Origin of the sequence: Nocardioides secundeburneus, assembly GCF_039939255.1 — a bacterium.
Taxonomy (GTDB): Bacteria; Actinomycetota; Actinomycetes; order Propionibacteriales; family Nocardioidaceae; genus Nocardioides.
On record NZ_JBDUUE010000004.1, the window covers coordinates 545,566 to 568,310 of the forward strand.

Below are 22,745 nucleotides of genomic sequence, written 5' to 3' on the forward strand. Positions count from 1 at the left end.
GACGCTTCGAAGGATCTCTCTTGGCCGCGCGCAGCACCTCTGCCAGCTCCAGCACCACCGGCGGCAACCCCCGCCGCATCTCGTTCGCGAAGATCACCGAGCCCCTCGCGGTTCCCCAGCTCCTCTCGCTGCAGACCGACAGCTTCGACTGGCTGGTCGGCAACGAGGCCTGGGACGCCCAGGTCCAGGCCCGCCTCGACGCCGGCGTCGACGTCTCGCCCAAGTCGGGCCTGCAGGAGATCTTCGAGGAGATCTCCCCGATCGAGGACTTCTCCGAGACGATGTCGCTCTCGTTCGAGAGCCCCGTCTTCTACGACCCCAAGTACTCCGTCGACGAGTGCAAGGAGAAGGACTTCACCTACTCCGCGCCGCTCTACGTCTCGGCCGAGTTCACCAACAACGAGACCGGTGAGATCAAGGGCCAGACGGTCTTCATGGGCGACTTCCCCCTGATGACCCCCAAGGGCACCTTCGTCATCAACGGCACCGAGCGCGTCGTCGTCTCGCAGCTGGTCCGCAGCCCCGGCGTCTACTTCGAGCGCACGCCCGACAAGACCTCCGACAAGGACATCTACACCGCGCGCCTGATCCCCTCGCGCGGCGCCTGGCTCGAGTTCGAGATCGACAAGCGCGACCTGGTCGGCGTCCGCCTCGACCGCAAGCGCAAGCAGAACATCACGGTGCTCCTCAAGGCCCTCCAGGCCGTGGCCGAGGACACCGGCGAGGCCTACGACTACGAGGCCGTCATGGAGGAGCTGCGTCAGTACGAGTCGATCCAGCTCACCGAGGAGAAGGACCACACGCAGGGTCCCGACGACGCGCTGCTCGACATCTACCGCAAGCTGCGCCCGGGCGAGCCGCCCACCCGCGAGGCCGCGCTGACGCTGCTGAAGAACTACTACTTCAACCCCAAGCGCTACGACCTCGCCAAGGTCGGCCGCTACAAGATCAACAAGAAGCTCGGCCTGGTCGAGGCCTTCGACCAGCAGACGCTGACCATCTCCGACGTCGTCAACGCGATCAAGTACATCGTCGCGCTGCACGACGGCAAGGAGCAGGTCGAGGCGCCGGCCGGCCCGCTCGACGTCGGCCCCGACGACATCGACCACTTCGGCAACCGCCGCATGCGCACGGTCGGCGAGCTCATCCAGAACCAGCTCCGCACCGGTCTGGCCCGCATGGAGCGCGTCGTCCGCGAGCGCATGACCACGCAGGACGTCGAGGCCATCACGCCGCAGTCGCTGATCAACATCCGGCCGGTCGTGGCGGCGCTGAAGGAGTTCTTCGGCACCTCGCAGCTCTCGCAGTTCATGGACCAGACCAACCCGATCGCCGGTCTGACCCACAAGCGGCGCCTCTCGGCCCTCGGCCCGGGTGGTCTCTCGCGCGACCGCGCCGGCATGGAGGTCCGCGACGTCCACCCCTCGCACTACGGCCGCATGTGCCCGATCGAGACCCCTGAGGGTCCGAACATCGGTCTGATCGGCTCGCTGGCCTCCTACGGCCGCATCAACCCGTTCGGCTTCGTCGAGACGCCCTACCGCAAGGTCGAGAACGGCCAGGTCACCGACCGCATCGACTACCTCACCGCCGACGACGAGGACCGCCAGGTCATCGCCCAGGCCAACCAGATCCTCGACGACGACGGCTCCTTCGTCGACGAGCGCGTGCTCGTGCGCCAGAAGGGTGGCGAGGTCTCCGAGGTCCTGGCCGACGAGGTCGACTACATGGACGTCTCGCCGCGGCAGATGGTCTCGGTCGCCACCGCGCTCATCCCGTTCCTCGAGCACGACGACGCCAACCGCGCGCTCATGGGCGCCAACATGCAGCGTCAGGCCGTCCCGCTGATCACCAGCGACAGCCCGTTCGTCGGCACCGGCATCGAGTACCGCGCCGCCGTCGACGCCGGCGACGTCGTGGTGGCCGAGGCTGCCGGCGTCGTCAAGGAGGTCTCGGCCGACCTCGTCGAGACGATGAACGACGACGGCACCTACACCACCTACAAGCTGGCCAAGTTCCGTCGCTCCAACCAGGGCACGTGCATCAACCAGCGCCCGCTCGTCGCCGAGGGCGACCGTCTCGAGGTCGGCTCGCCGATCGCCGACGGCCCGTGCACCGACGACGCCGAGATGGCGCTGGGCACCAACCTGCTGGTCGCGTTCATGCCGTGGCAGGGCCACAACTACGAGGACGCGATCATCCTCAGCCAGCGCCTGGTGCAGGAGGACGTCCTCACCTCGATCCACATCGAGGAGCACGAGGTCGACGCCCGCGACACCAAGCTGGGCCCGGAGGAGATCACCCGCGACATCCCCAACGTCTCCGAGGAGATGCTGGCCGACCTCGACGAGCGCGGCATCATCCGCATCGGCGCCGAGGTCACCACGGGCGACATCCTGGTCGGCAAGGTCACGCCCAAGGGCGAGACCGAGCTCACCCCCGAGGAGCGCCTGCTCCGCGCGATCTTCGGCGAGAAGGCGCGCGAGGTGCGCGACACCTCGATGAAGGTCCCGCACGGTGAGTCCGGCACGGTCATCGGCGTCCGCGTGTTCGACCGCGAGGACGGCGACGAGCTGCCGCCCGGCGTCAACCAGCTGGTCCGGGTCTACGTGGCCCAGAAGCGCAAGATCTCCGTCGGTGACAAGCTCGCCGGCCGCCACGGCAACAAGGGCGTCATCGCCAAGATCCTCCCGATCGAGGACATGCCCTTCATGGAGGACGGCACGCCCGTCGACGTCGTCCTCAACCCGCTCGGTGTGCCGCGACGCATGAACATCGGCCAGATCCTCGAGCTCCACCTGGGCTGGCTCGCCAAGCAGGGCTGGGACCTCGACCTGTCCGACGACAAGTCCGACGCCGACTGGAAGCAGCGGCTGATCAAGATCCACGCCGACAAGGCCGAGCCCGACTCGAAGGTGGCCACGCCCGTCTTCGACGGTGCGCGCGAGGACGAGATCACCGGCCTGCTCGGGGCCACGATCCCCAACCGCGACGGCGTGCGGATGATCGACGAGACCGGCAAGGCGAACCTGTTCGACGGTCGCTCCGGCGAGCCGTTCAAGGACCCGGTGTCGGTGGGCTACATGTACATCCTGAAGCTCCACCACCTCGTCGACGACAAGATCCACGCGCGTTCGACCGGCCCCTACTCGATGATCACGCAGCAGCCGCTGGGCGGTAAGGCCCAGTTCGGTGGCCAGCGGTTCGGTGAGATGGAGGTCTGGGCGATGGAGGCCTACGGCGCCGCCTACGCCCTGCAGGAGCTGCTGACGATCAAGTCCGACGACGTGCCCGGTCGCGTCAAGGTCTACGAGGCCATCGTCAAGGGCGAGAACATCCCCGACTCCGGCATCCCCGAGTCGTTCAAGGTGCTCGTCAAGGAGATGCAGTCGCTCTGCCTGAACGTCGAGGTGCTCAGCCAGGACGGCTCGCAGATCGAGCTCCGCGACGCGGAGGAGGACGTCTTCCGCGCCGCCGAGGAGCTCGGCATCGACCTGTCGCGTCGCGAGCCCAGCTCGGTCGAAGAGGTGTGATGCGCCGGCGCCGCCCCCGGGCGGCGCCGGCCTCCGCCCCCCTCAACTTCTTTTCTTCAAGTAACTACGAAGGGTTGCAGCCATCGTGCTCGACGTGAACTTCTTCGACCAGCTCAAGATCGGCCTGGCCACCGCGGACGACATCCGCACGTGGAGCCACGGCGAGGTCAAGAAGCCGGAGACCATCAACTACCGCACGCTCAAGCCCGAGCGTGACGGCCTCTTCTGCGAGAAGATCTTCGGTCCCACCCGGGACTGGGAGTGCTACTGCGGCAAGTACAAGCGCGTGCGCTTCAAGGGCATCATCTGCGAGCGCTGCGGCGTCGAGGTGACCCGTTCCAAGGTGCGCCGTGAGCGCATGGGCCACATCGAGCTCGCCGCTCCCGTGACCCACATCTGGTACTTCAAGGGCGTGCCGTCGCGGCTGGGCTACCTGCTCGACCTCGCCCCGAAGGACCTCGAGAAGGTCATCTACTTCGCGGCCTACATGATCACCTCGGTCGACGACGACGCCCGTCACCGCGACCTGACCTCGCTCGAGGCCAAGGTGCAGCAGCAGCGCGAGATGCTCGAGAAGCGCCGCGACACCTCGCTCGAGGACCGCACCAAGAAGCTCGAGGACGACCTCGCCGCGCTCGAGGCCGAGGGCGCCAAGGCCGACCAGCGCCGCAAGGTGCGCGACGGCGCCGAGCGCGAGATGAAGCAGCTGCGCGACCGTGCCCAGCGCGAGCTCGACCGCCTCGAGGAGGTCTGGTCGACGTTCAAGACCCTCAAGGTCCAAGACCTCATGGGCGACGAGCTGCTCTACCGCGAGATGAAGAACTGGTTCGGCAAGTACTTCGAGGGCCACATGGGCGCCACGGCGATCCAGAAGCGCCTCGAGGGCTTCGACATCGAGGCCGAGGTCGAGTCGCTGCGCGAGACCATCGCCACCGGCAAGGGCCAGAAGAAGGTCCGCGCCCTCAAGCGCCTCAAGGTCGTCGACGCGTTCCGCAAGACCGGCAACCAGCCGCGCGGCATGGTGCTCGACGCCGTCCCGGTCATCCCGCCGGACCTGCGCCCGATGGTCCAGCTCGACGGTGGCCGGTTCGCGACGTCCGACCTCAACGACCTGTACCGCCGCGTCATCAACCGCAACAACCGACTGAAGCGGCTGCTCGACCTCGGTGCGCCCGAGATCATCGTCAACAACGAGAAGCGGATGCTCCAGGAGGCCGTCGACTCGCTGTTCGACAACGGCCGCCGCGGTCGTCCCGTCACCGGCCCGGGCAACCGGCCGCTGAAGTCGCTGTCCGACATGCTCAAGGGCAAGCAGGGTCGCTTCCGCCAGAACCTGCTCGGCAAGCGCGTCGACTACTCGGGCCGCTCGGTCATCGTCTCCGGTCCGCAGCTCAAGCTGCACCAGTGCGGTCTGCCGAAGAACATGGCGATCGAGCTGTTCAAGCCGTTCGTGATGAAGCGCCTCGTCGACCTCTCGCACGCGCAGAACATCAAGTCCGCCAAGCGGATGGTCGAGCGCGCCGTGCGTCCCGAGGTCTGGGACGTGCTCGAGGAGGTCATCACCGAGCACCCGGTGCTGCTCAACCGGGCGCCCACGCTGCACCGCCTCGGCATCCAGGCCTTCGAGCCGCAGCTCATCGAGGGCAAGGCCATCCAGATCCACCCGCTCGTCTGCACGGCGTTCAACGCCGACTTCGACGGCGACCAGATGGCGGTGCACCTGCCGCTGTCGGCCGAGGCCCAGGCCGAGGCGCGGATCCTGATGCTGTCGACGAACAACATCCTCAAGCCCTCCGACGGCCGCCCGGTCACCATGCCGACCCAGGACATGATCATCGGGCTCTTCTTCATGACGTCCGACCGTCCGGGCTCCGAGGGCTCGGGTCGCGCGTTCTCCTCGGTGGCCGAGGCGATCATGGCCTTCGACCGGGGCGAGATCACGCTGCAGAGCGAGATCAAGATCCGGCTCGTCGACACCGTCCCGCCGCTCGACCACGAGCTGTTCACCGGCGAGGCGCTGACCTTCACCCTCGACACCACCCTCGGCCGGGCGCTGTTCAACGACACCCTGCCGGCCGACTACCCCTTCGTGAACTACGAGGTGGGCAAGAAGGCCCTGGGCGCGATCGTGAACGACCTCGCCGAGCGCTACACCAAGGTCGAGGTCGCCGCCTCGCTCGACGCCCTCAAGGAGGCCGGCTTCTACTGGGCCACCCACTCCGGCGTCACGGTCTCGATCGACGACGTCGTCACGCCCGACAACAAGGTCGAGATCCTCTCGGAGTTCGAGGACAAGGCCGCCAAGATCCAGAAGCAGTTCGAGCGCGGTCTCGTCACCGACGAGGAGCGTCGCCAGGAGCTCATCGAGATCTGGACCGAGGCCTCCAACAAGGTCGGCAAGGCCATGGAGGACAACTTCGAGCAGAACAACCGGACCAACCCCATCTTCGTGATGGTCAACTCCGGTGCCTCGGGCAACATGAACCAGATCCGCCAGGTCGCGGCCATGCGTGGTCTCGTGGCCAACCCGAAGGGCGAGATCATCCCGCGGCCGATCAAGTCGAACTTCCGCGAGGGCCTCACCGTCGTCGAGTACTTCATCGCCACCCACGGTGCGCGCAAGGGCCTCGCCGACACCGCCCTCCGCACGGCCGACTCGGGCTACCTGACGCGTCGACTCGTCGACGTCTCGCAGGACGTCATCATCCGTGAGGACGACTGCGGCACCGAGCGTGGTCTGCCCAAGGTCATCGGTGTCGTCGGCGACGACGGCGTCGTCCGCAAGGACGACAACGCCGAGACCGCGGCCTACGCCCGCTCGGCGGCCACCGAGGTCACCCACCCCGAGACCGGCGAGGTGCTGGTCGAGGCCGGCGGCGACCTCGGCGACGTCAAGATCGGCGAGCTGATCGCCGCCGGCGTCCCGACCGTCAAGGTCCGCTCGGTCCTGACCTGCGACGCCCGCACCGGCACCTGTGCCAAGTGCTACGGCCGCTCGCTGGCCACGGGCAAGCTCGTCGACATCGGCGAGGCGGTCGGCATCATCGCCGCCCAGTCGATCGGTGAGCCCGGCACGCAGCTGACCATGCGTACCTTCCACACCGGTGGCTCGGCCTCGGCCGACGACATCACGCAGGGTCTGCCCCGCGTCGTCGAGCTGTTCGAGGCCCGCGTGCCCAAGGGTCTCGCCCCGATCGCCGAGGCGGCCGGCCGCGTCGAGATCGACGAGACCGACAAGACCCGCAAGATCCTCATCACGCCCGACGACGGCTCCGAGGTGCAGGAGTACCCGGTCAGCAAGCGCTCGCGCCTGCTGGTGGCCGACGGCGAGCACGTCGAGGTCGGGCGCCGTCTGATCGTCGGCACCGAGTCGCCGCAGGACGTCCTGCGCATCCTCGGTGTCCGCAAGGCGCAGGAGCACCTGGTCGACGAGGTCCAGAAGGTCTACCGCTCGCAGGGTGTGGCCATCCACGACAAGCACATCGAGATCATCGTGCGGCAGATGCTGCGTCGCGTGACGGTCATCGAGTCGGGCGAGACGAACCTGCTCCCGTCCGACCTGGTCGACCGGGTGAAGTTCGAGGAGGAGAACCGTCGCGTGGTCTCCGAGGGCGGCAAGCCGGCCTCGGGTCGTCCGGTGCTCATGGGCATCACGAAGGCCTCGCTCGCGACCGAGTCGTGGCTCTCGGCGGCCTCCTTCCAGGAGACCACCCGCGTGCTCACCGACGCCGCGATCCACGGCCGTTCCGACAGCCTGCGTGGCCTGAAGGAGAACGTGATCATCGGCAAGCTCATCCCGGCCGGTACGGGTCTGGAGCGCTACCGCAACATCCGGGTCGAGCCCACCGAGGAGGCGCGCGCCGCGGCCTACTCGGTCACCGGCTACGACTCCTACGACTACGAGTTCGGTCAGGGCTCGGGTCAGGCTGTCGCGCTGGACGACTTCGACTTCGGGTCGTACCAGAACTGAGCCACCGTCCGAGGGCCCGTCGCGCGCTGCGCGGCGGGCCCTCGGCGCGTTTCCGGACAGGTTCTCAGCCTCTTCTTCGGTTGCCGTTGGCAACTTTCTCCCCGGCGGCGGTGTCGTAGGAGATGACGGTCCCGCACCGTGCGGGGCCGGGGAAGAGGTGTTCGAGATGAAGAAGATCGCCGTCGTCCACGCCGCGGCCGCGCTCACGATCGCCGCCAGCGCCACGCTGGTGGGAGTCACGGCGCAGCCGGCCGCCGCCCAGCCGCGCGAGTGCGCCAACAGTGACCTGACCGCCTCGTACCACGCCCGCGGCGCCGGGGCAGGGCACCGCTTCGGCGTCATCAAGCTCACCAACACCACCCCCGACCAGGTCTGCTTCGTGCAGGGCTACGGCGGGTTGTCCTACGTCGGCCACGGCAACGGCACGCAGATCGGGGCCGCGGCCACCCGCGACCCCGGACGCCGGCCCGTCACCGTGCTCGACCCCGGCAAGAGCGTCGTGAGCCGCGTCGACGAGTCGGTCGCCCAGAACTACCCGCGGGGGACCTGCCGCCCCGTGCCCGTCGACGGGTTCCGGGTCTACGTGCCCGACGCCCGGGTCTCGCAGTACGTCGTCCACCCGACGACCGGGTGCGCCAACCCCGCCGTCCACCTGATCGGGCACCAGCCCTACCGGCGCCCGGCCTGACCCGGTTCTCGAGAACCTCTCAGGTCTGCGCGACAACTCCGGGCGCCTCGTCGAGGTCTCACCCCGGACAGCCGAACGACGACACGTTGGAGGATCACCGATGCCCGTGCCCACCACCGCCCGCACCCTCGCCTCGCTCGCCGCGGTCGCCGTCCTCGCCGGGGGACTCACCGCCTGCGGCTCGGACGACGACGGCTCCGACGCCGCGCCCGCCGACCGCGCGAGCGAGACCGCCGGCCGGCCGACGCCGGGGGTGCCGGGCAGCACCGTCACCCCCGACGCCCCCGACGCCTCGAGCGCCCCGGCGACGCCGGGGGCCGATCCCGAGGAGCCGGAGGGTCCGACCGAGTGCCGCGCGGGCGACGTGGCGGTCACCTACGAGCCGGGTGACAACGCCGCCGGTACGCGTTACGGCAGCCTCGTGGTCACCAACACCTCGGAGATCTGGTGCCAGATCGAGGGCTTCGGCGGCCTGTCCTACGTCGGCGGGGGCGACGGCGAGCAGGTCGGCGCCCCGGCCGACCGCGACACCAGCGGTCAGGCCCCGAAGCCGGAGGTGCTCACCATCGAGCCCGGCGAGCAGGCCACCGCGCTGGTCTCCGAGGCCGCGGCCGGCTCCTACCCGGCCGACGAGTGCCGCCCGACCGAGGTCGACGGGTTCCGGGTCTACCTGCCCGACGAGACCCGATCGGTGTTCGTCGCGCACCCCACCACGGCCTGCGCCGACGACGCCGTCCACCTGCTCGCCCACCAGGCCTACACCCAGGCCTGACCCGCGCCGACTCGGCGTCTTGGGGTGGGGCTGAGATGATGGAGCAGTGAGCGTGCTGCCGAGGGAGACCGACGTGCTGGTGGTCGGGGCGGGTCCGGCCGGGTCCGCCGCCGCGGCCTGGGCCGCCCGGGCCGGGCTCGACACCGTGCTCGCCGACATGGCGGTCTTCCCGCGCGACAAGACCTGCGGCGACGGCCTCACCCCGCGCGCGATCGGCGAGCTCAGCCGGCTCGGTCTCGAGGACTGGCTGCGCGCCCACACCGTCAACCAGGGCTTGCGCGCGCACGGCTTCGGCCAGACGCTGCTGCTGCCATGGCCCGGCGGCACACTGCCCGACTGGGGCAGCGCCGTCGCGCGCACCGAGCTCGACGACCACCTGCGTACCGCCGCCATCAAGAGCGGCGCGACGGCGATCGACGGCGCCCGCGCGGTCGACGTCCGCTGGGACGGCGCCCGCGTGGCCGCCGTGGTGTTCAAGCAGGGCGAGGAGACCTTCGAGGTCGGCTGCCGTCGCCTCGTCGTCGCCGACGGCGTCCGCTCGCCGCTCGGCAAGCTGCTCGGCCGCGAGTGGCACCGGGAGACCGTCTACGGCGTCGCCGGTCGCTCCTACGTGGCCAGCGGCATGGCCGACGACCCGTGGATCAGCAGCCACCTCGAGCTGCGGGGCGCCGACGGCGCCATCCTGTCCGGCTATGGCTGGATCTTCCCGCTGGGCAACGGCGAGGTGAACCTCGGCGTCGGCACGCTGGCCACGGCCAAGCGGCCGGCCGACATCGCGATCAAGCCGCTCATGGACTTCTACGCCGACGAGCGCCGCGAGGAGTTCGAGCTCGAGGGCGACCTGCGGGCCAAGACGTCGGCCCTGCTGCCGATGGGCGGCGCGGTCAGCAACGTCGCCGGGCGCAACTGGGCGCTCATCGGCGACGCCGCCGGCTGCGTCAACCCGCTCAACGGCGAGGGCATCGACTACGGCCTCGAGACCGGCCGCTTGCTGGTCGAGGTGATGCTCGAGCGCGACGAGCTCGACCTCGCCTGGCCGGCACTGCTGCGCGGCCACTACGGCGAGGCGTTCTCCATCGCCCGTCGCCTCGCCGGGCTGGTCACCGTGCCGCGGCTGCTGCCCGCGCTCGGCCCCGCGGGCATGCGCTCCGACTGGCTGATGACGCTCGCGCTGCGCTGGATGGGCAACCTGGTCACCGACGACGACCGCGACCGCGCCGCCCGCGTGTGGCGCTGGGCCGGACGACGCTCGCTCGCCCAGGACCACCGCCCGCCGTTCTCCTAGCCCGCTCCGAACACCCGGCATGGAGCCCGTCTACGCCGCTGCGATCGCGGCCGGCAAGGTCGCGTTGCGGGCCCTCGACCTCCGCGTGCGTGCCGAGGGCGCCGAGCACGTGCCCGCCGAGGGACCGGTGGTGCTGGCCTGCAACCACGTCTCGTTCCCCGACTTCGTCTTCGTGGGCCGGGCGTTGCTCGCGACCGGTCGCCGTGTGCGGTTCCTGTGCCGGGCCGACATCTGGGACTCCCCGGCCGGGCGGGCCATGAGCGCGATGGGTCACGTGCCGGTCGACCGCGAGGCCCCGGCGGCGGCCTACCTGCGGGCCCGCGCGCTGCTGCGCGCGGGGGAGGTCGTGTGCGTCTTCCCCGAGGCCGGCATCTCGGCGGCCTACGCGGTGCGGGCCCTCATGCCCGGCGCCGTCGCCCTCGCCCGGGAGACCGGAGCGCCGCTGGTGCCGGTCACGGTCTGGGGCGGGCAGCGCCTGTGGGGCCAGAAGCGCGCGCTCGACGCGCCCTTCCCCCGGCCGCTCGTCACGCGCGGACGCACGGTCGACGTCCGGGTCGGGACGCCGACGACGGTCGCGCCCGACGCCGACCTCGTCGAGACCACGCGCCGGCTGGGCGCCACCCTCCAGGCCACCCTGGACGACGTCCAGCGGCTGCCCGAGCACCGCCCGCGGCCGGGGGAGTGGGCACCGTGGTATCCCGCACACCTCGGCGGTGACGCGGTCGGACGTGACGAGTCCTACACCCTCGACGGCATGCCGCGTTCGGCAGTCACCCCCACGTGGAGTCCTGCCCTTCTCTAGGGTTGGGGTCATGGCAGGTCCTCAGGTGCAGCGGGTCGCGGCCTACGCCGTGATCGTCCGCGACGGCCAGATCCTGCTCAGCCGGCTGGCCCCGCGCGTCTCGCGCAGCGAGCTCTGGACGCTGCCCGGCGGCGGCCTCGACCACGGCGAGGACCCGCGCGACGCCGTCGTCCGCGAGGTGCACGAGGAGACCGGTCTCGACGTGACGATCGCGCCGACCGCGCGCACCTTCAGCCTGCACCTGCCCGACACCTGGCGCCGCGGTCGCCGCGTCGACGCCCACTCGCTGCGCATCGTCTACGACGGCTGGGTGCCGGTCGACTCGCCCGAGCCGCACGTCGTCGAGGTCGACGGCTCCACCATCGAGGCGGCGTGGCGCCCGGTCGCCGACGTGCTCGACGGCACCGTGCCGGTCGTCGCGATGGTCAAGGAGGCGCTCGACGCCTACCGGCCCTTCCGCTGGCAGCGGGTCGCCGCCTACGCCCTCGTGCGGCGCTCGACGCCCCACGACGCCGTGCTGCTCACCCGCATCTCGTCGCGCGGCTTCCACACCGGCCTCTGGACGCTGCCGGGCGGCGGCGTCGAGTTCGACGAGGAGCCCCGTGCCGCCGTCGTCCGCGAGGTCGCCGAGGAGACCGGGGCCACCTGCGAGCCCGGCCGGCTGCTCGCGGCGACGTCCGAGACCGTGCAGGGCACGGCGCCCAACGGCCGCGACGAGGAGCTGCAGACCGTCGGGCTGGTCTACGCCGCCACCCTGGTCGACGACGTGCCCGACGCCGACCTCGTCGTCGAGCAGGGCGGCACGACCGACGCCGTCGCGTGGGTGCCGGTCGCCGACGTGACGGCGGGCGCCGTCGAGGTCACCGCCGTGGTGCGCGAGGCGCTGCGAGCGCCGTAGCTACCCCGCGACGTCGTCGACGACGGCGTCGTGGAACGAGCGCTCGAGGCTCGGGCGGGGCGCGTCGGCCATGGCTGCGAAGGTGACCGGGACGCTGAGCAGGAGCCCGGTGACGAGGGCCCCGGCGACGAGGCGGGCGTCGGTGAGGGCCGAACGGATCAGCCAGATCGCGCCGACGACGGCGAGGAGCAGGACGGGCAGGGCGTCGGCGACGGACGGCGGGCGGTCGGCGAGCCCGAGCACCGCGCCGGTGCCGGGCAGCACGATCGAGGTCAGCAGGAGCACGCCGAGCCACAGCGCGAGCGGGTTGCGTCGCACCGTGCCGACCACGACCAGGGCTGGCAGCACCACGAGCGCGACCGGCGCGCCGAGCAGCACGAGGTCGGCGGTGCCGCGGGCGGCGTCGGCGAACGACACCGCCGGACCGCGGTCGGGGACGAGCCAGCCGAACGGCCGGCCGAGCGCCACGGCGTTGAACCCGGCCCAGAGCACCACGACGTAGAGCGCGGGCGAGGCGAAGCCGACCGTGGTGCCCTCGACCTCGGTGCGGTCGGCACCGAGGCGGCGGACCAGCGCGGCGACCGCCACCGTGCTGACCACGACGAACGGCAGGCTGCCGTAGCCGGTGAGCGTGGCACCGGCGAAGGCGAACCCGGAGACCATGACGAACCGGACGTCGGCGGTGACGTACCAGGCGACGAGGCCGCCGAGCGCCGTCACGACCAGGGCGAGCCACAGCACGTCGTGCCCGCCCGTGGCGGCGTGGACGACGACCACGGGGTTGAGGCCGAGGGCCGCGAGCACGGCGAGCCGCACGGGCAGGTCGAGCGTGGCCCGCCGCATCATCGTGTCGAGCACGACCATGACCCAGCCGGCGCCCAGCGCCGACACGACGGGGATCGCCACCTGCGAGGTGGCGAGTGACGAGACGAGCGTGAACGGCGCCAGCAGCAGCACCGACAGCGGGGCGTGGTCGCGGCCGACGGCGCCGAGGCCGGGGTCGTCGCCGTGCCAGATCGCCAGCGCCCGGGCCCACCGGTCGAGCGTCTCGGGCTCGACCACGTGCAGGTCGCGCACGAGCCAGAGGCCGACCGCGGTGTAGAGGACGGTGAACGTAGCCAGCACCGCGAGGCTCTCGCCGCGACGTCGGGGCAGGTCGGCGGTGCGTCGGACGCCGAGGCGGACGACCCCGGACCGGGCGTGGTCGAGGCTCACGGCCGGACCTCGTCGAGGCCGTGCACGGTCTTCTCCCAGTAGAACGGCATCGTGAACAGCTGCAGGAAGCCGCGCCAGGCGGCGAAGCTCATCAGGGCCCAGTAGACCGGCGAGAGCAGGGCGACGCGCGTGAGGCCGAACTCGCCGCGGTGCAGGCTGCCGGCGACGTTGAGGTAGACGAAGACGAAGTTGCCGAGGAACAGCGCCACGCTCGCCGCGTAGAGCGCCGCGTGCGGGTAGACGTCGGTGACGACGCCGCCCTGCGTGAGGAGCCCGAGCACGGTGACCACCCAGAACACCGGGTTCAGCAGCAGCACGAAGGCCTGACCCATCGTGAGGTTGAACGAGACGAAGTCGCGCAGGCCGATCTCGCGCAGCAGCCGCGCCGGGTGGCGCATGTGCACGAGCCAGGTCTGGTAGTGCCCCTTGTTCCAGCGCGAGCGCTGGCGGACCCAGTTGCGCAGGTCGGAGTTGGCCTCCTCGAGCGTCGTCGAGTCGATCATCGCCGTCCGGTGACCTGCGCGGTGCAGCCGGATGCCGAGGTCGGCGTCCTCGGTGACGTTGAAGGGGTCCCAGGCGCCGATGTCGCGCAGCACCGAGGTCCGGAAGTGGTTGGAGGTGCCGCCCAGCGGGATCGGCGCGCCGGCGGCGCCCATGGCGGGCAGCACGAGCTCGAACTGCATCGCGTACTCGTTGGAGAACCACGAGGTGAGCAGGTTCTGGTGCTGGTTGAAGTAGTTGAGCTTGCCCTGCACGCACACGACCTCGTCGGGCGCCCGGTCGAAGGCGACGACGGCCTTCTTGAGCTGGTCGGGGTCGGGGCGGTCCTCGGCGTCGAAGATGACGACGAGGTCGCCGGTGGCCAGCTGCAGGCCGTAGTTGCACGCCTTGGGCTTCGTCTTGGGCTCGGTGTCGGGCACGACGACCAGCTGGAGGTGGGGCGGGAGCCCGAGGCGCTCGACCGCCGCGATCGTCGCGACGTCGTCGGCCTCGCAGAGCAGCTTCACGTCGAGGCGGGTGCGGGGGTAGTCGAGGGCGTGGAGGTCGCGCACGAGTCGCGGCACGATCGCGGCCTCCTGGTAGAGCGGCACCAGGATCGTGTAGACGGGCAGCGTGCGCTCGTCGAGCGCGGCGATCTCCTCGTCGGTGACGTCGGTCTCGAGACGCGTGCCGAGCGCGTGCAGGGTCAACCGGAGGCGGTAGGCCGCGACGGCCAGGTAGGCGGCGCTGGCCAGGGCGACGAGCGCGACGGCGGTCGTGGCCGGCGCCAGGACGGCGGAGACGACGGCGAGCGCCGCGAGCACGTAGAGGGTCGTGCGCTGGGCCGGCGTGACGACGGTGCGTGCCGACTGGTCGGGACGGTGCTCGACGAGGTGGGTCGTGGCCACCTCGGCGTACCGGGTGCTGCGCACCTGCTGCACGAGCCGGGCGAGGTCGGCCCGGTGCGCCAGGCGCTGCTGGAACGGCCGACCGAGCGCCTGCGCGACGGCGGCACGGGCGTCGCCGGTCAGGGGGCGGGCGACCGCGAGCACGACGTCGCCGTCGTGCTCGGCGATCGGCACGGCCTGCAGCGTGCGCGTGAGGTGCTCGGGCAGCAGGTCGACGAGCCCGGGGTCGGGGACGACGCCGCTCAGCTCGGCGCGGGGCAGCCCGTGCAGGCGCGCGAGCGCATCGACGAGGACGCCCTCGTCGATGGCTCCGCTCGCGACGAGGATCTCACCGAGCGGGTCGCCCGTGCGGCTGTACTCCGCCAGCGCGTCCTGCAGCTGTGCGGGGGTGACGGCGCGGTCGGCGACGAGCAGCTGCGTCATCTGCTCGCGCGCGCGCCGGGCGTGCGGCGTCTCGACCTCGGCCGTGACGGGCGGGTAGGCGGCGTCGACGGCGTCGACGATCTCGGCGACCCGGTGGGTCACGAGGACGACGGGACGACCGACGCGCTCGGCGACCACGTGCGCGGTGATCTCGTCGTCGGCGTCGGCGGCGGCGACGAGGACCCGGCCCTCGTGCTGGGCGTAGGGCAGCACCCGGAACGCGCGGCAGATGCCCTCGGGGACCACGGTGCGGAGCGTGGCGTCGGCGCCGTCGGAGAGCCGCGGCAGCGACGCCTCCCGTGCGGCGGACGTCATGAGGGACATGTTCCTCTACTACTCCTGGTGGGGGGATCCGAACCGGCGCGTCGTCGTGCTCGACCCGGGACGTCGCGTGCTGGCAGCCAGTAACCCACGGTGCCCCCGCACGGAGGCCGAGGACGGCCTCAAGATCGCCTCAACGATCGCACGCCCCGTGCTCGCGCGGGCCCGGATCGGCCGATGCGGCCCGACCCGGGCGTGGTGCTCGTCACTAGGCTGCGGACATGAGTGAGACGGTCTTCACCTACGCCGCCCCCGCGCTGAAGTTCGGCTCCGGCTCCTCCGGCGAGATCGGCCACGACCTCGCCGCGCTGGGCGCCCGGCGGGTGCTGCTCGTCACCGATCCCGGCGTCGCCGCCACCGGCCACCCGGCGCGCATCGCCGACCAGGCCCGCGCTCGCGGGCTCGACGTCGTGGTCTTCGACCGCGCGCGCGTCGAGCCGACCGACGAGTCGCTCACGGAGGCGATCGGGTTCGCTCGCGACGCCGGGCCGTTCGACGCGATCGTCGCCGTCGGCGGCGGCTCGGCGATCGACACCGCCAAGGCGGTCAACCTGCTCACCACCAACCCCGGTGAGCTCATGGACTACGTCAACGCCCCGGTCGGCCGGGCGCTGGCGCCGGTCGACGCGCTGCTGCCGCTGGTCGCCGTCCCGACCACCACCGGCACCGGCAGCGAGAGCACCACCATCTGCGTGCTCGACGTGCTCTCGCTGCACGTCAAGACCGGCATCAGCCACCCGCGGCTGCGGCCCACCATGGCCGTGGTCGACCCGGCGCTCACCCTCACCCAGCCGGCCATGGTCACCGCGGCCGCCGGCATGGACATCCTCTGCCACGCCCTCGAGAGCTGGACGGCGCGCTGGTTCGCCGACTTCGACGCCAAGCAGCCCGAGCAGCGGGTGCCCTACTGCGGGGCGAACCCGATCGCCGACCTGTGGTCCGAGCGGGCGATGACCCTGCTGGCCGGCTCGTTCCGGCGGGCGGTCGCCGACGGCGGCGACGTCGAGGCCCGGGAGCAGATGGCCCTCGCCGCGACCTTCGCCGGCCTCGGCTTCGGCAACGCCGGGGTCCACGTGCCGCACGCCAACGCCTACCCGATCGCCGGCCGGGTCCGCGACTACCGGCCCGCCGGCTACCCCCAGGACGACGCGATCGTGCCGCACGGCATGGCCGTCTCGCTCACCGCGCCCGAGGCCTTCCGCTTCACCTACGACGCCGCGCCCGAGCGCCACGAGGCCGCAGCCCGCTTCCTCGACCCGACGCTGTCGTCGTCCGCCCACGGGCCCGACGTGCTGCCCGGCGTGCTGTCCTCGCTCATGCGCGACGTCGGCATCCCCAACGGCCTCGCCGAGATCGGCTACGGCGCCGGCGACGTCGACGGGCTCGTCGAGGGGGCCCTGCAGCAGCAGCGACTGCTGGCCACCGCGCCCAAGCCGGTCACCGACGACGACCTCGCGGGCGTCTTCACCGCGTCCCTGCAGCACTGGTGACCCGACGGTCGTCGCGGGTGCCTACGCTGGTCAGGTGAACCCGCGACACCGCCGTCTCGTCATCCCGACGGCCCTGGTGGTGCTGCTGGTCATCGTCGTGCTGGCGGCAGTGCTGTGACCGGCTCGGTGCACGACGCCGACGACCTGGTGCGCACGGCCCTGCTCGACGCCGACGCCCTCGTGCGCGCGGTGGCCTCCGGACGACGCCGCCACGCCGCCCCGGCGTGGCGCCGGGTCGAGGCGCGCTACGTCGACCTCAAGGCTGGGCGCCACCTCCAGGTGACGTCGTACGACGCCACCCAGGCCCACACGACCAACCACGCCGCCGGGCCCGCGGCCGCGGCCGCCGTCGACGCCCTGCTCGCCGAGCCGTTCGGCAACTGGCACGTCGAGACCGCCACGCACACCCACCAGGTGCGGGTCACCAAGAAGGGCGACGCGCTCGTCTCCAGCAAGGCCCGGGCCCAGCAGGTGGCGGTCGAGCACGGCCACGACCGGGCCAAGGACCGACTGCTGCCGGCCGACGACCCGCTCTGGACGGCGCTCGGCCTCGCCGGCGCCGACGGGCGGATCAAGCCCAGCCGGGCCGCCAAGGTGCGCCAGGTCGAGGAGTTCCTGCGCCTGCTCGACGCCACGGTCACCGACGCGCTCGACGCCGGCCACCTGCGGCGTCCGACGGCCGACGAGCCGTTGCGCGTCGTCGACCTCGGCTGCGGCAACGCCTACCTGACCTTCGCCGCCCAGCGGTTCCTCGGCGGCGTCCGCGGCCTGCCGGTCGCCATGACCGGCGTCGACGTCAAGCAGCAGTCGCGCGACCACAACAGCGCCGTGGCCGAGCGGCTCGACCTGCCGGCCGCCTTCGTCGTCGGCTCGATCGCCGACGCCGTCGTCGAGGCGGCCCCCGAGGTGGTGCTGGCGCTGCACGCCTGCGACACGGCGACCGACGAGGCCCTGGCCCGCGCGGTCGGCTGGACGGCGCCCGTGGTGCTGGCCGCGCCGTGCTGCCACCACGACGTCGCGGCCCAGCTGCGTCGGCAGCCCACGCCGTCCCCGTACGGGGAGCTGACCCGGCACGGCATCCTGCGCGAGCGCCTGGCCGACACGCTCACCGACGCCGTGCGCGCCTCGCTGCTGCGGCTGGAGGGCTACCGGGTCGACGTCGTCCAGTTCGTCGAGAGCCAGCACACGCCACGCAACACGCTGCTGCGGGCGGTGCGCACCGGTGCGGTGCCCGACGGCGTGCGGGCCGACTACGAGGCGCTCGTGGGAGAGTGGCGCCTCGAGCCGCGGCTCGCGGCGCTCCTGGCCCGGTGACGCCCTGATGAGCCTCCGGGCCGTCGCGCTGACCTCCGCCCTGGTGCTCGGAGGTGCGACGGCGTCGTGGGGCGCACCCGCGGCCCGCGTCGAGCTCACGTTCACCGACCCCGAGATCGTCGAGTCGAGCGGGCTCGTCGCCTCCGACGACCTCGTGGTCACGGTGAACGACTCCGGTGACAGTGGCCGCGTCTTCGTCGTCGACCGCGCCTCGGGCGACACGGTCGGGGTGACCTCCTGGGCAGACGACCCGGTCGACGTCGAGGCCCTGGCGCCGGCGGTGCAGGACGGCGAGGTCTGGGTCGCCGACATCGGCGACAACGACCGGGTGCGCGAGTCGGTGTCGGTGCGCCGCGTGCCGGTCGGGCGCGGAGACCGTTCGACCGACGCCGTGTCCTACGAACTCGTCTACCCCGACGGGCCCCAGGACGCCGAGACCCTCATGGTGCACCCGCAGACCGGCCGGCTCGTCGTCGTGACCAAGGGCCTCTTCGGCGGCCGGGTGCTGGTGGCGCCGAAGCGGCTCGACCCCGACCGGCCCAACCGGCTCCGGCTCGTGGGCAGCGCCCGGGCGCTCGCCACCGACGGCGCGTTCTGGCCCGACGGCCGCCACGTGGTCGTCCGCGGCTACGGCACGGCCACGGTCTACACCTGGCCGGGCCTCGAGACCGTCGCCCGGCTCGACCTGCCCGAGCAGCAGCAGGGGGAGGGCATCGCGGTCGGCACCGACGGCGTCGTCCTGGTCAGCTCCGAGGGTGCCGGCTCCGACGTGCTGCGGGTGCGGCTGCCCGGCGTCGTCCGGCGGGCCGTCGCGCCGCCGCCCGAGCCGACCTCCTCGCCTTCCCCGAGCCCGGGCACGCCGGCGGGGTCCGACCCGTCCGAGGGCACGCAGGCCGACACCTACGAGGCCGCCTCGGCGCGCTCGGCGTGGCCGTTCGTCGTCGGGGGTGTGGTGGGTCTGGTCGGGCTGCTGGTGCTGGTGAGGTCGCTCCGCCCTCGCGGGTGATGAGTGCCCCCTGCCGCACTGCCTAGGTTGAGGGCGTGGTGAGACTCCGTCGTACGTCGCCCGACCAGCGGGGGTGGACGCGCCGCCGCGTGGGCAAGGGCTTCGCCTACCTCGACGACCGCGGTCAGCGACTGCCGGCCGACGACGTCGCTCGCATCAAGGCCCTCGTCATCCCTCCGGCCTGGCAGGACGTCTGGATCACGCCGTACGCCAACGGGCACCTGCAGGCCGTGGGCACCGATGCCGCCGGACGCCGCCAGTACCTCTACCACCCCGAGTGGCGCACGCGTCGCGACGCCGAGAAGTTCGAGCGGATGCTGCTGTTCGGCAAGGGGCTGGTCAAGGCGCGCGAGCTGGTGCTGGCCGACCTCGGTCGCGAGGGCATGCCGCTCGAGCGGGCCTGCGCGGCCGCCGTGCGGCTGCTCGACCTCGGCTACTTCCGCATCGGCAACGACGTCTACGCCGACACCAACGGCTCGTACGGCCTGACCAGCATGGAGCGGCGGCACGTGCGCAAGCAGCAGGACCGGCTGGTGTTCACCTTCGTGGGCAAGTCCGGCGTCGACCACCGGGTCGAGATCGACGACCGCACGGTCATCGAGGCCATCGAGATCATGCGGCGGCGCAGGTCGAAGGACGACCCGTCGCTGCTCGCCTACCAGCACGGCCGGTCGTGGCGCTCGATCATCCCCGACCTCGTCAACGCCTACGTGCGCGAGACCACCGGGCTCGAGGCGACGGCCAAGGACTTCCGCACCTGGCACGCCACCGTGCTCGCGGCCGCCGCGCTGGCCCAGACGGCCGAGCCGGGTCACACCAAGGCCTCGCGCAAGCGGGCGGTGTCGGGTGCGATGAAGGAGGTCTCGGACTTCCTCGGCAACACGCCCACCCTCGCGCGCTCGTCCTACGTCGACCCGCGCGTCATCGAGGGCTACGAGCGCGGCATCACCATCGAGAAGACCACCCGACGACGCTACGAGACACCCGACCAGAGACAGGCCGCGCTCGAACGCGCGACACTGCGTCTGATCAAAGAGGTCGACCGATGAGCATCGAGGTCACCGTGGTGCAGGGCGACATCACGACGCAGGACGTCGACGCGGTCGTCAACGCCGCCAACCGGGCCATGCGCGGTGGCGGCGGCGTCGACGGCGCCATCCACCGCGCCGGCGGACCCGCTGTCCTGGAGGACTGCCGCCGGCGCTTCCCGTCCGGGCTCGCGACCGGCGAGGCCGGCTGGACGACGGCCGGCGCGATGCCGGCCCGCTGGGTGATCCACGTCGTCGGGCCGAACTTCACCCGCGGCGAGACCGACCGCTCCCTGCTGGTCTCGTGCTACGCCCGCGCCCTCGCGGTGGCCGACGAGCTGGGCGCGCGCACGGTGGCCTTCCCGCTCGTCTCGGCGGGCGTCTACGGCTGGCCGTTCGACGACGCCGTGCGGGCCGCGGTCGACACGCTCCGCTCGACGCCGACCGAGGTCGTCGAGGCGCGGATCGTGGCGTTCGGGCGCTCGTCGTACGAGGCCGTGACGGCCGCGCTCTGATCAGAGACGCTCGACGACGAAGTCGATGCAGGCCGTGAGCGCCTCGACGTCGGCCGGGTCGACGGCGGGGTACATCGCCACGCGCAGCTGGTTCTGGCCCAGCTTGCGGTAGGGCTCGGTGTCGACGACACCGTGGGCGCGCAGCACCTTCGCGATCTCGGCGGCGTCGACGGAGTCGTCGACGTTGATCGTGCCGATGACCAGCGAGCGGTGCTCGGGCTCGGTGACGTAGGGGTAGGCGTAGGACGACCGCTCGGCCCAGCCGTAGAGCGCGTCGGACGACGCCGTCGTGCGCTCGACCATGCCGGCGAGGCCGCCGGCGCCGTTCATCCAGTCGAGCTGCTCGGCCATGAGGAACAGCGTCGCCACCGACGGCGTGTTGTAGGTCTGGTTCTTGGCCGAGTTGTCGATCGCCGTGGGCAGGTCGAAGAACGCCGGCACGTGCCGCCCGCTGGCGCCGATGCGCTGGGCCCGCTCGAGGGCCGCGGGGCTCATGAGGGCCAGCCACAGGCCGCCGTCGGAGGCGAAGGACTTCTGCGGGGCGAAGTAGTAGACGTCGACCTCCGTGAGGTCGACCGGCAGGCCGCCGGCGCCCGACGTCGCGTCGATGAGCACCAGGGCGTCGTCGGCGCTCGTGCCCGCCGGCCGGACGACGGGCGCCATGACGGCCGTGGACGTCTCGTTGTGCGCCCAGGCGTAGACGTCGACGCCCGGCTCGGCGACGGCGACCGGACGCGAGCCGGGCTCGCTGGCGATGATGCTCGGCTCGTCGAGCCACGGCGCCGCCTTCGCGGCGGTGGCGAACTTCGAGGAGAACTCGCCGAACGTGAGGTGCTGCGACCTCCGCTCGATGAGGCCGTACGTGGCGACGTCCCAGAAGGCGGTGGCGCCGCCGTTGCCGAGCACGACCTCGTAGCCGTCGGGCATCGAGAACAGCTCGGCCAGGCCCGACCGCACGCGGCCGACCAGGTCGCGCACGGGGGCCTGGCGGTGCGAGGTGCCCATGAGGCTGGTGCCGGTGGCGGCGAGAGCGTCGAGGTGGCCCGGCTGGATCTTCGACGGGCCGGCACCGAAGCGTCCGTCGGCGGGCAGCAGGTCGGCGGGGATCTCGATCGTCACGCGTCCTAGTGTGTCAGCGAGATGAACGAGCACCGCCCGCCTGTCCAGATGCGCCTGGTCCGTGCCGACTACGGCGACCCCGACGTCACCCGTCTCGTCGAGGAGGTGCAGGCCGAGTACGTCACGCGCTACGGCAGCCCCGACGAGACCCCGCTCGACCCGCTGATGTTCGAGCCGCCCGCCGGCATCTTCTTCGTCGGCTACCTCGACGACGAGCCGGTCGCGACCGGGGCGTGGCGCCGGAGCCAGGTGGAGGTCTTCGACACCGCGCGCACCGCCGAGATCAAGCGCATGTACGTCGCGGCGTCCGCCCGTGGTCGTGGTCTGTCCCGGGTCATGCTGAGGCACCTCGAGGCGACCGCGGCCGAGTCCGGCGTCGAGGCCCTCGTGCTCGAGACCGGCATCATGCAGCCCGAGGCGATCGCCCTCTACGAGTCGTCGGGCTACGTGCGGGTGCCGCAGTTCGGCTACTACCGCGACTCGCCCTCGAGTCGGTGTTTCGGCAAGGACCTGCGTTCTTCTTCTGGGTGACCGAGGTGCGTGGTCGGGTTGGCCGCGCGCGGTAGCACGCCGCGTCTCGGCGTCAAGGACCAATCCCCACGGTGAGCCGTCACACGGTTTCGGGGATTGGTCCTTGACCCCGAGCCTCGCGCGGCGTGCTGGTCCGGCGCGTGCGGTGGCGCCTCCGCAAGCTCCGGCGCACCGCCCGCCAAATGCGCGGCCCAGGACCACGCTGGTCGAGGTGCGAGGTCGCCCGCGACCTCGCCTCGAGACCACCCCCCAACCGGCAGGCCCAGAGCACGTGAAGATCGAACACGCGTTCGATTCTGTGGTACCATGGCTTATGGTCACCGCGGCGGGCTCAAACGGCTGCTGCAACGAGCCTCTGGTTGAGGACCCTGGCCGGAGTCTGCCAGTCGAGGGTCTTGCGTGGCCTGGTGTTCAGTCTGAGGGCGATGTCGTCGCAGTCGGTCTGGG

16 protein-coding genes and 1 pseudogene are annotated in these 22,745 nt (G+C 71.8%); 13 read left to right on the forward strand and 4 right to left on the reverse strand.

The features are described from left to right. Nucleotides 1–20 precede the first annotated feature (20 nt). The 7 genes from rpoB to ABFT23_RS13710 all read left to right on the forward strand — a co-directional run bounded on the left by rpoB (nucleotide 21) and on the right by ABFT23_RS13710 (nucleotide 11,948). Nucleotides 21–3,533, forward strand: coding sequence for a DNA-directed RNA polymerase subunit beta (gene rpoB / locus ABFT23_RS13680; protein WP_347896033.1), 3,513 nt, complete (start codon nucleotides 21–23; stop codon nucleotides 3,531–3,533). An 85-nt stretch (nucleotides 3,534–3,618) separates the two neighbouring features. Next, a complete protein-coding gene (locus ABFT23_RS13685) occupies nucleotides 3,619–7,503 on the forward strand; it encodes a DNA-directed RNA polymerase subunit beta' (RefSeq protein ID WP_347896035.1) in 3,885 nt (1,294 codons plus the stop codon). 166 nt (nucleotides 7,504–7,669) lie between these two features. Beyond that, nucleotides 7,670–8,191 carry a DUF4232 domain-containing protein gene (locus ABFT23_RS13690; protein ID WP_347896037.1) on the forward strand — a complete coding sequence of 174 codons (522 nt, stop codon included), beginning with the start codon at nucleotides 7,670–7,672 and terminating at the stop codon, nucleotides 8,189–8,191. 100 nt (nucleotides 8,192–8,291) lie between these two features. Beyond that, a complete protein-coding gene (locus tag ABFT23_RS13695) occupies nucleotides 8,292–8,963 on the forward strand; it encodes a DUF4232 domain-containing protein (RefSeq protein WP_347896039.1) in 672 nt (223 codons plus the stop codon). Between the two features lie 46 nt (nucleotides 8,964–9,009). Then, a complete protein-coding gene (locus ABFT23_RS13700) occupies nucleotides 9,010–10,248 on the forward strand; it encodes a geranylgeranyl reductase family protein (RefSeq protein WP_347896041.1) in 1,239 nt (412 codons plus the stop codon). Between the two features lie 19 nt (nucleotides 10,249–10,267). Then, nucleotides 10,268–11,050 carry a lysophospholipid acyltransferase family protein gene (locus ABFT23_RS13705; protein ID WP_347896043.1) on the forward strand — a complete coding sequence of 261 codons (783 nt, stop codon included), beginning with the start codon at nucleotides 10,268–10,270 and terminating at the stop codon, nucleotides 11,048–11,050. Between the two features lie 10 nt (nucleotides 11,051–11,060). Then, entirely contained in the window at nucleotides 11,061–11,948 is an 888-nt protein-coding gene (locus ABFT23_RS13710) for an NUDIX domain-containing protein (RefSeq protein ID WP_347896045.1), read from the forward strand. On the opposite strand, the gene ABFT23_RS13715 is transcribed toward ABFT23_RS13710, so the two are convergent. Together ABFT23_RS13715 and ABFT23_RS13720 are read right to left on the reverse strand one after the other, a co-directional pair. After that, entirely contained in the window at nucleotides 11,949–13,163 is a 1,215-nt protein-coding gene (locus tag ABFT23_RS13715; RefSeq protein ID WP_347896047.1) for a hypothetical protein, read from the reverse strand. Further along, complete coding sequence (locus ABFT23_RS13720) at nucleotides 13,160–15,289, reverse strand: glycosyltransferase (protein WP_347896048.1); 2,130 nt, start codon at nucleotides 15,287–15,289, stop codon at nucleotides 13,160–13,162. Before ABFT23_RS13720 ends, ABFT23_RS13715 begins: the two co-directional genes overlap by 4 nt. A 227-nt stretch (nucleotides 15,290–15,516) precedes the next feature. Here ABFT23_RS13720 and ABFT23_RS13725 point away from each other — a divergent pair, with 227 nt between their 5' ends. The 5 genes from ABFT23_RS13725 to ABFT23_RS13745 all read left to right on the forward strand — a co-directional run bounded on the left by ABFT23_RS13725 (nucleotide 15,517) and on the right by ABFT23_RS13745 (nucleotide 20,648). Continuing rightward, a complete protein-coding gene (locus tag ABFT23_RS13725) occupies nucleotides 15,517–16,785 on the forward strand; it encodes a hydroxyacid-oxoacid transhydrogenase (RefSeq protein WP_347896051.1) in 1,269 nt (422 codons plus the stop codon). 114 nt (nucleotides 16,786–16,899) lie between these two features. Further along, nucleotides 16,900–18,099: a class I SAM-dependent methyltransferase gene (locus ABFT23_RS13730; protein WP_347896052.1), complete on the forward strand. Its 1,200-nt coding sequence runs from the start codon at nucleotides 16,900–16,902 to the stop codon at nucleotides 18,097–18,099. Nucleotides 18,100–18,106: 7 nt separating this feature from the next. Further along, on the forward strand, nucleotides 18,107–19,105 hold the full coding sequence (locus ABFT23_RS13735; protein ID WP_347896054.1) for a hypothetical protein: 999 nt from the start codon (nucleotides 18,107–18,109) through the stop codon (nucleotides 19,103–19,105). A gap of 38 nt (nucleotides 19,106–19,143) precedes the next feature. After that, nucleotides 19,144–20,154, forward strand: coding sequence for a DNA topoisomerase IB (locus tag ABFT23_RS13740; protein WP_347896056.1), 1,011 nt, complete (start codon nucleotides 19,144–19,146; stop codon nucleotides 20,152–20,154). Next, nucleotides 20,151–20,648 (forward strand): O-acetyl-ADP-ribose deacetylase, encoded by a 498-nt coding sequence (locus tag ABFT23_RS13745; protein ID WP_347896058.1) that lies wholly within the window; start codon nucleotides 20,151–20,153, stop codon nucleotides 20,646–20,648. The genes ABFT23_RS13740 and ABFT23_RS13745 overlap by 4 nt, the downstream gene beginning before the upstream one ends. Here the strand turns inward: ABFT23_RS13745 and serC are convergent, their stop codons facing one another. Then, nucleotides 20,649–21,767: a phosphoserine transaminase gene (serC, locus tag ABFT23_RS13750; RefSeq protein WP_347896060.1), complete on the reverse strand. Its 1,119-nt coding sequence runs from the start codon at nucleotides 21,765–21,767 to the stop codon at nucleotides 20,649–20,651. A 21-nt stretch (nucleotides 21,768–21,788) separates the two neighbouring features. Here serC and ABFT23_RS13755 point away from each other — a divergent pair, with 21 nt between their 5' ends. Continuing rightward, nucleotides 21,789–22,298: a GNAT family N-acetyltransferase gene (locus ABFT23_RS13755; protein ID WP_347896062.1), complete on the forward strand. Its 510-nt coding sequence runs from the start codon at nucleotides 21,789–21,791 to the stop codon at nucleotides 22,296–22,298. Between the two features lie 331 nt (nucleotides 22,299–22,629). Here ABFT23_RS13755 and ABFT23_RS22590 read toward each other — a convergent pair. Continuing rightward, a pseudogene (locus ABFT23_RS22590) lies at nucleotides 22,630–22,745 on the reverse strand (IS30 family transposase); the annotation flags it as partial.

What these genes read in the sequence shown, in the direction of transcription:
- ABFT23_RS13725 (WP_347896051.1), top strand. Translation starts at nt 15,517, where the DNA reads ATGAGTGAGACGGTCTTCACCTACGCCGCCCCCGCGCTGAAGTTCGGC.
- ABFT23_RS13695 (WP_347896039.1), top strand. Translation starts at nt 8,292, where the DNA reads ATGCCCGTGCCCACCACCGCCCGCACCCTCGCCTCGCTCGCCGCGGTC.
- ABFT23_RS13735 (WP_347896054.1), top strand. Translation starts at nt 18,107, where the DNA reads ATGAGCCTCCGGGCCGTCGCGCTGACCTCCGCCCTGGTGCTCGGAGGT.
- ABFT23_RS13745 (WP_347896058.1), top strand. Translation starts at nt 20,151, where the DNA reads ATGAGCATCGAGGTCACCGTGGTGCAGGGCGACATCACGACGCAGGAC.
- ABFT23_RS13710 (WP_347896045.1), top strand. Translation starts at nt 11,061, where the DNA reads ATGGCAGGTCCTCAGGTGCAGCGGGTCGCGGCCTACGCCGTGATCGTC.
- ABFT23_RS13755 (WP_347896062.1), top strand. Translation starts at nt 21,789, where the DNA reads ATGAACGAGCACCGCCCGCCTGTCCAGATGCGCCTGGTCCGTGCCGAC.
- ABFT23_RS13705 (WP_347896043.1), top strand. Translation starts at nt 10,268, where the DNA reads ATGGAGCCCGTCTACGCCGCTGCGATCGCGGCCGGCAAGGTCGCGTTG.
- ABFT23_RS13720 (WP_347896048.1), bottom strand. Translation starts at nt 15,289, where the DNA reads ATGACGTCCGCCGCACGGGAGGCGTCGCTGCCGCGGCTCTCCGACGGC.
- ABFT23_RS13690 (WP_347896037.1), top strand. Translation starts at nt 7,670, where the DNA reads ATGAAGAAGATCGCCGTCGTCCACGCCGCGGCCGCGCTCACGATCGCC.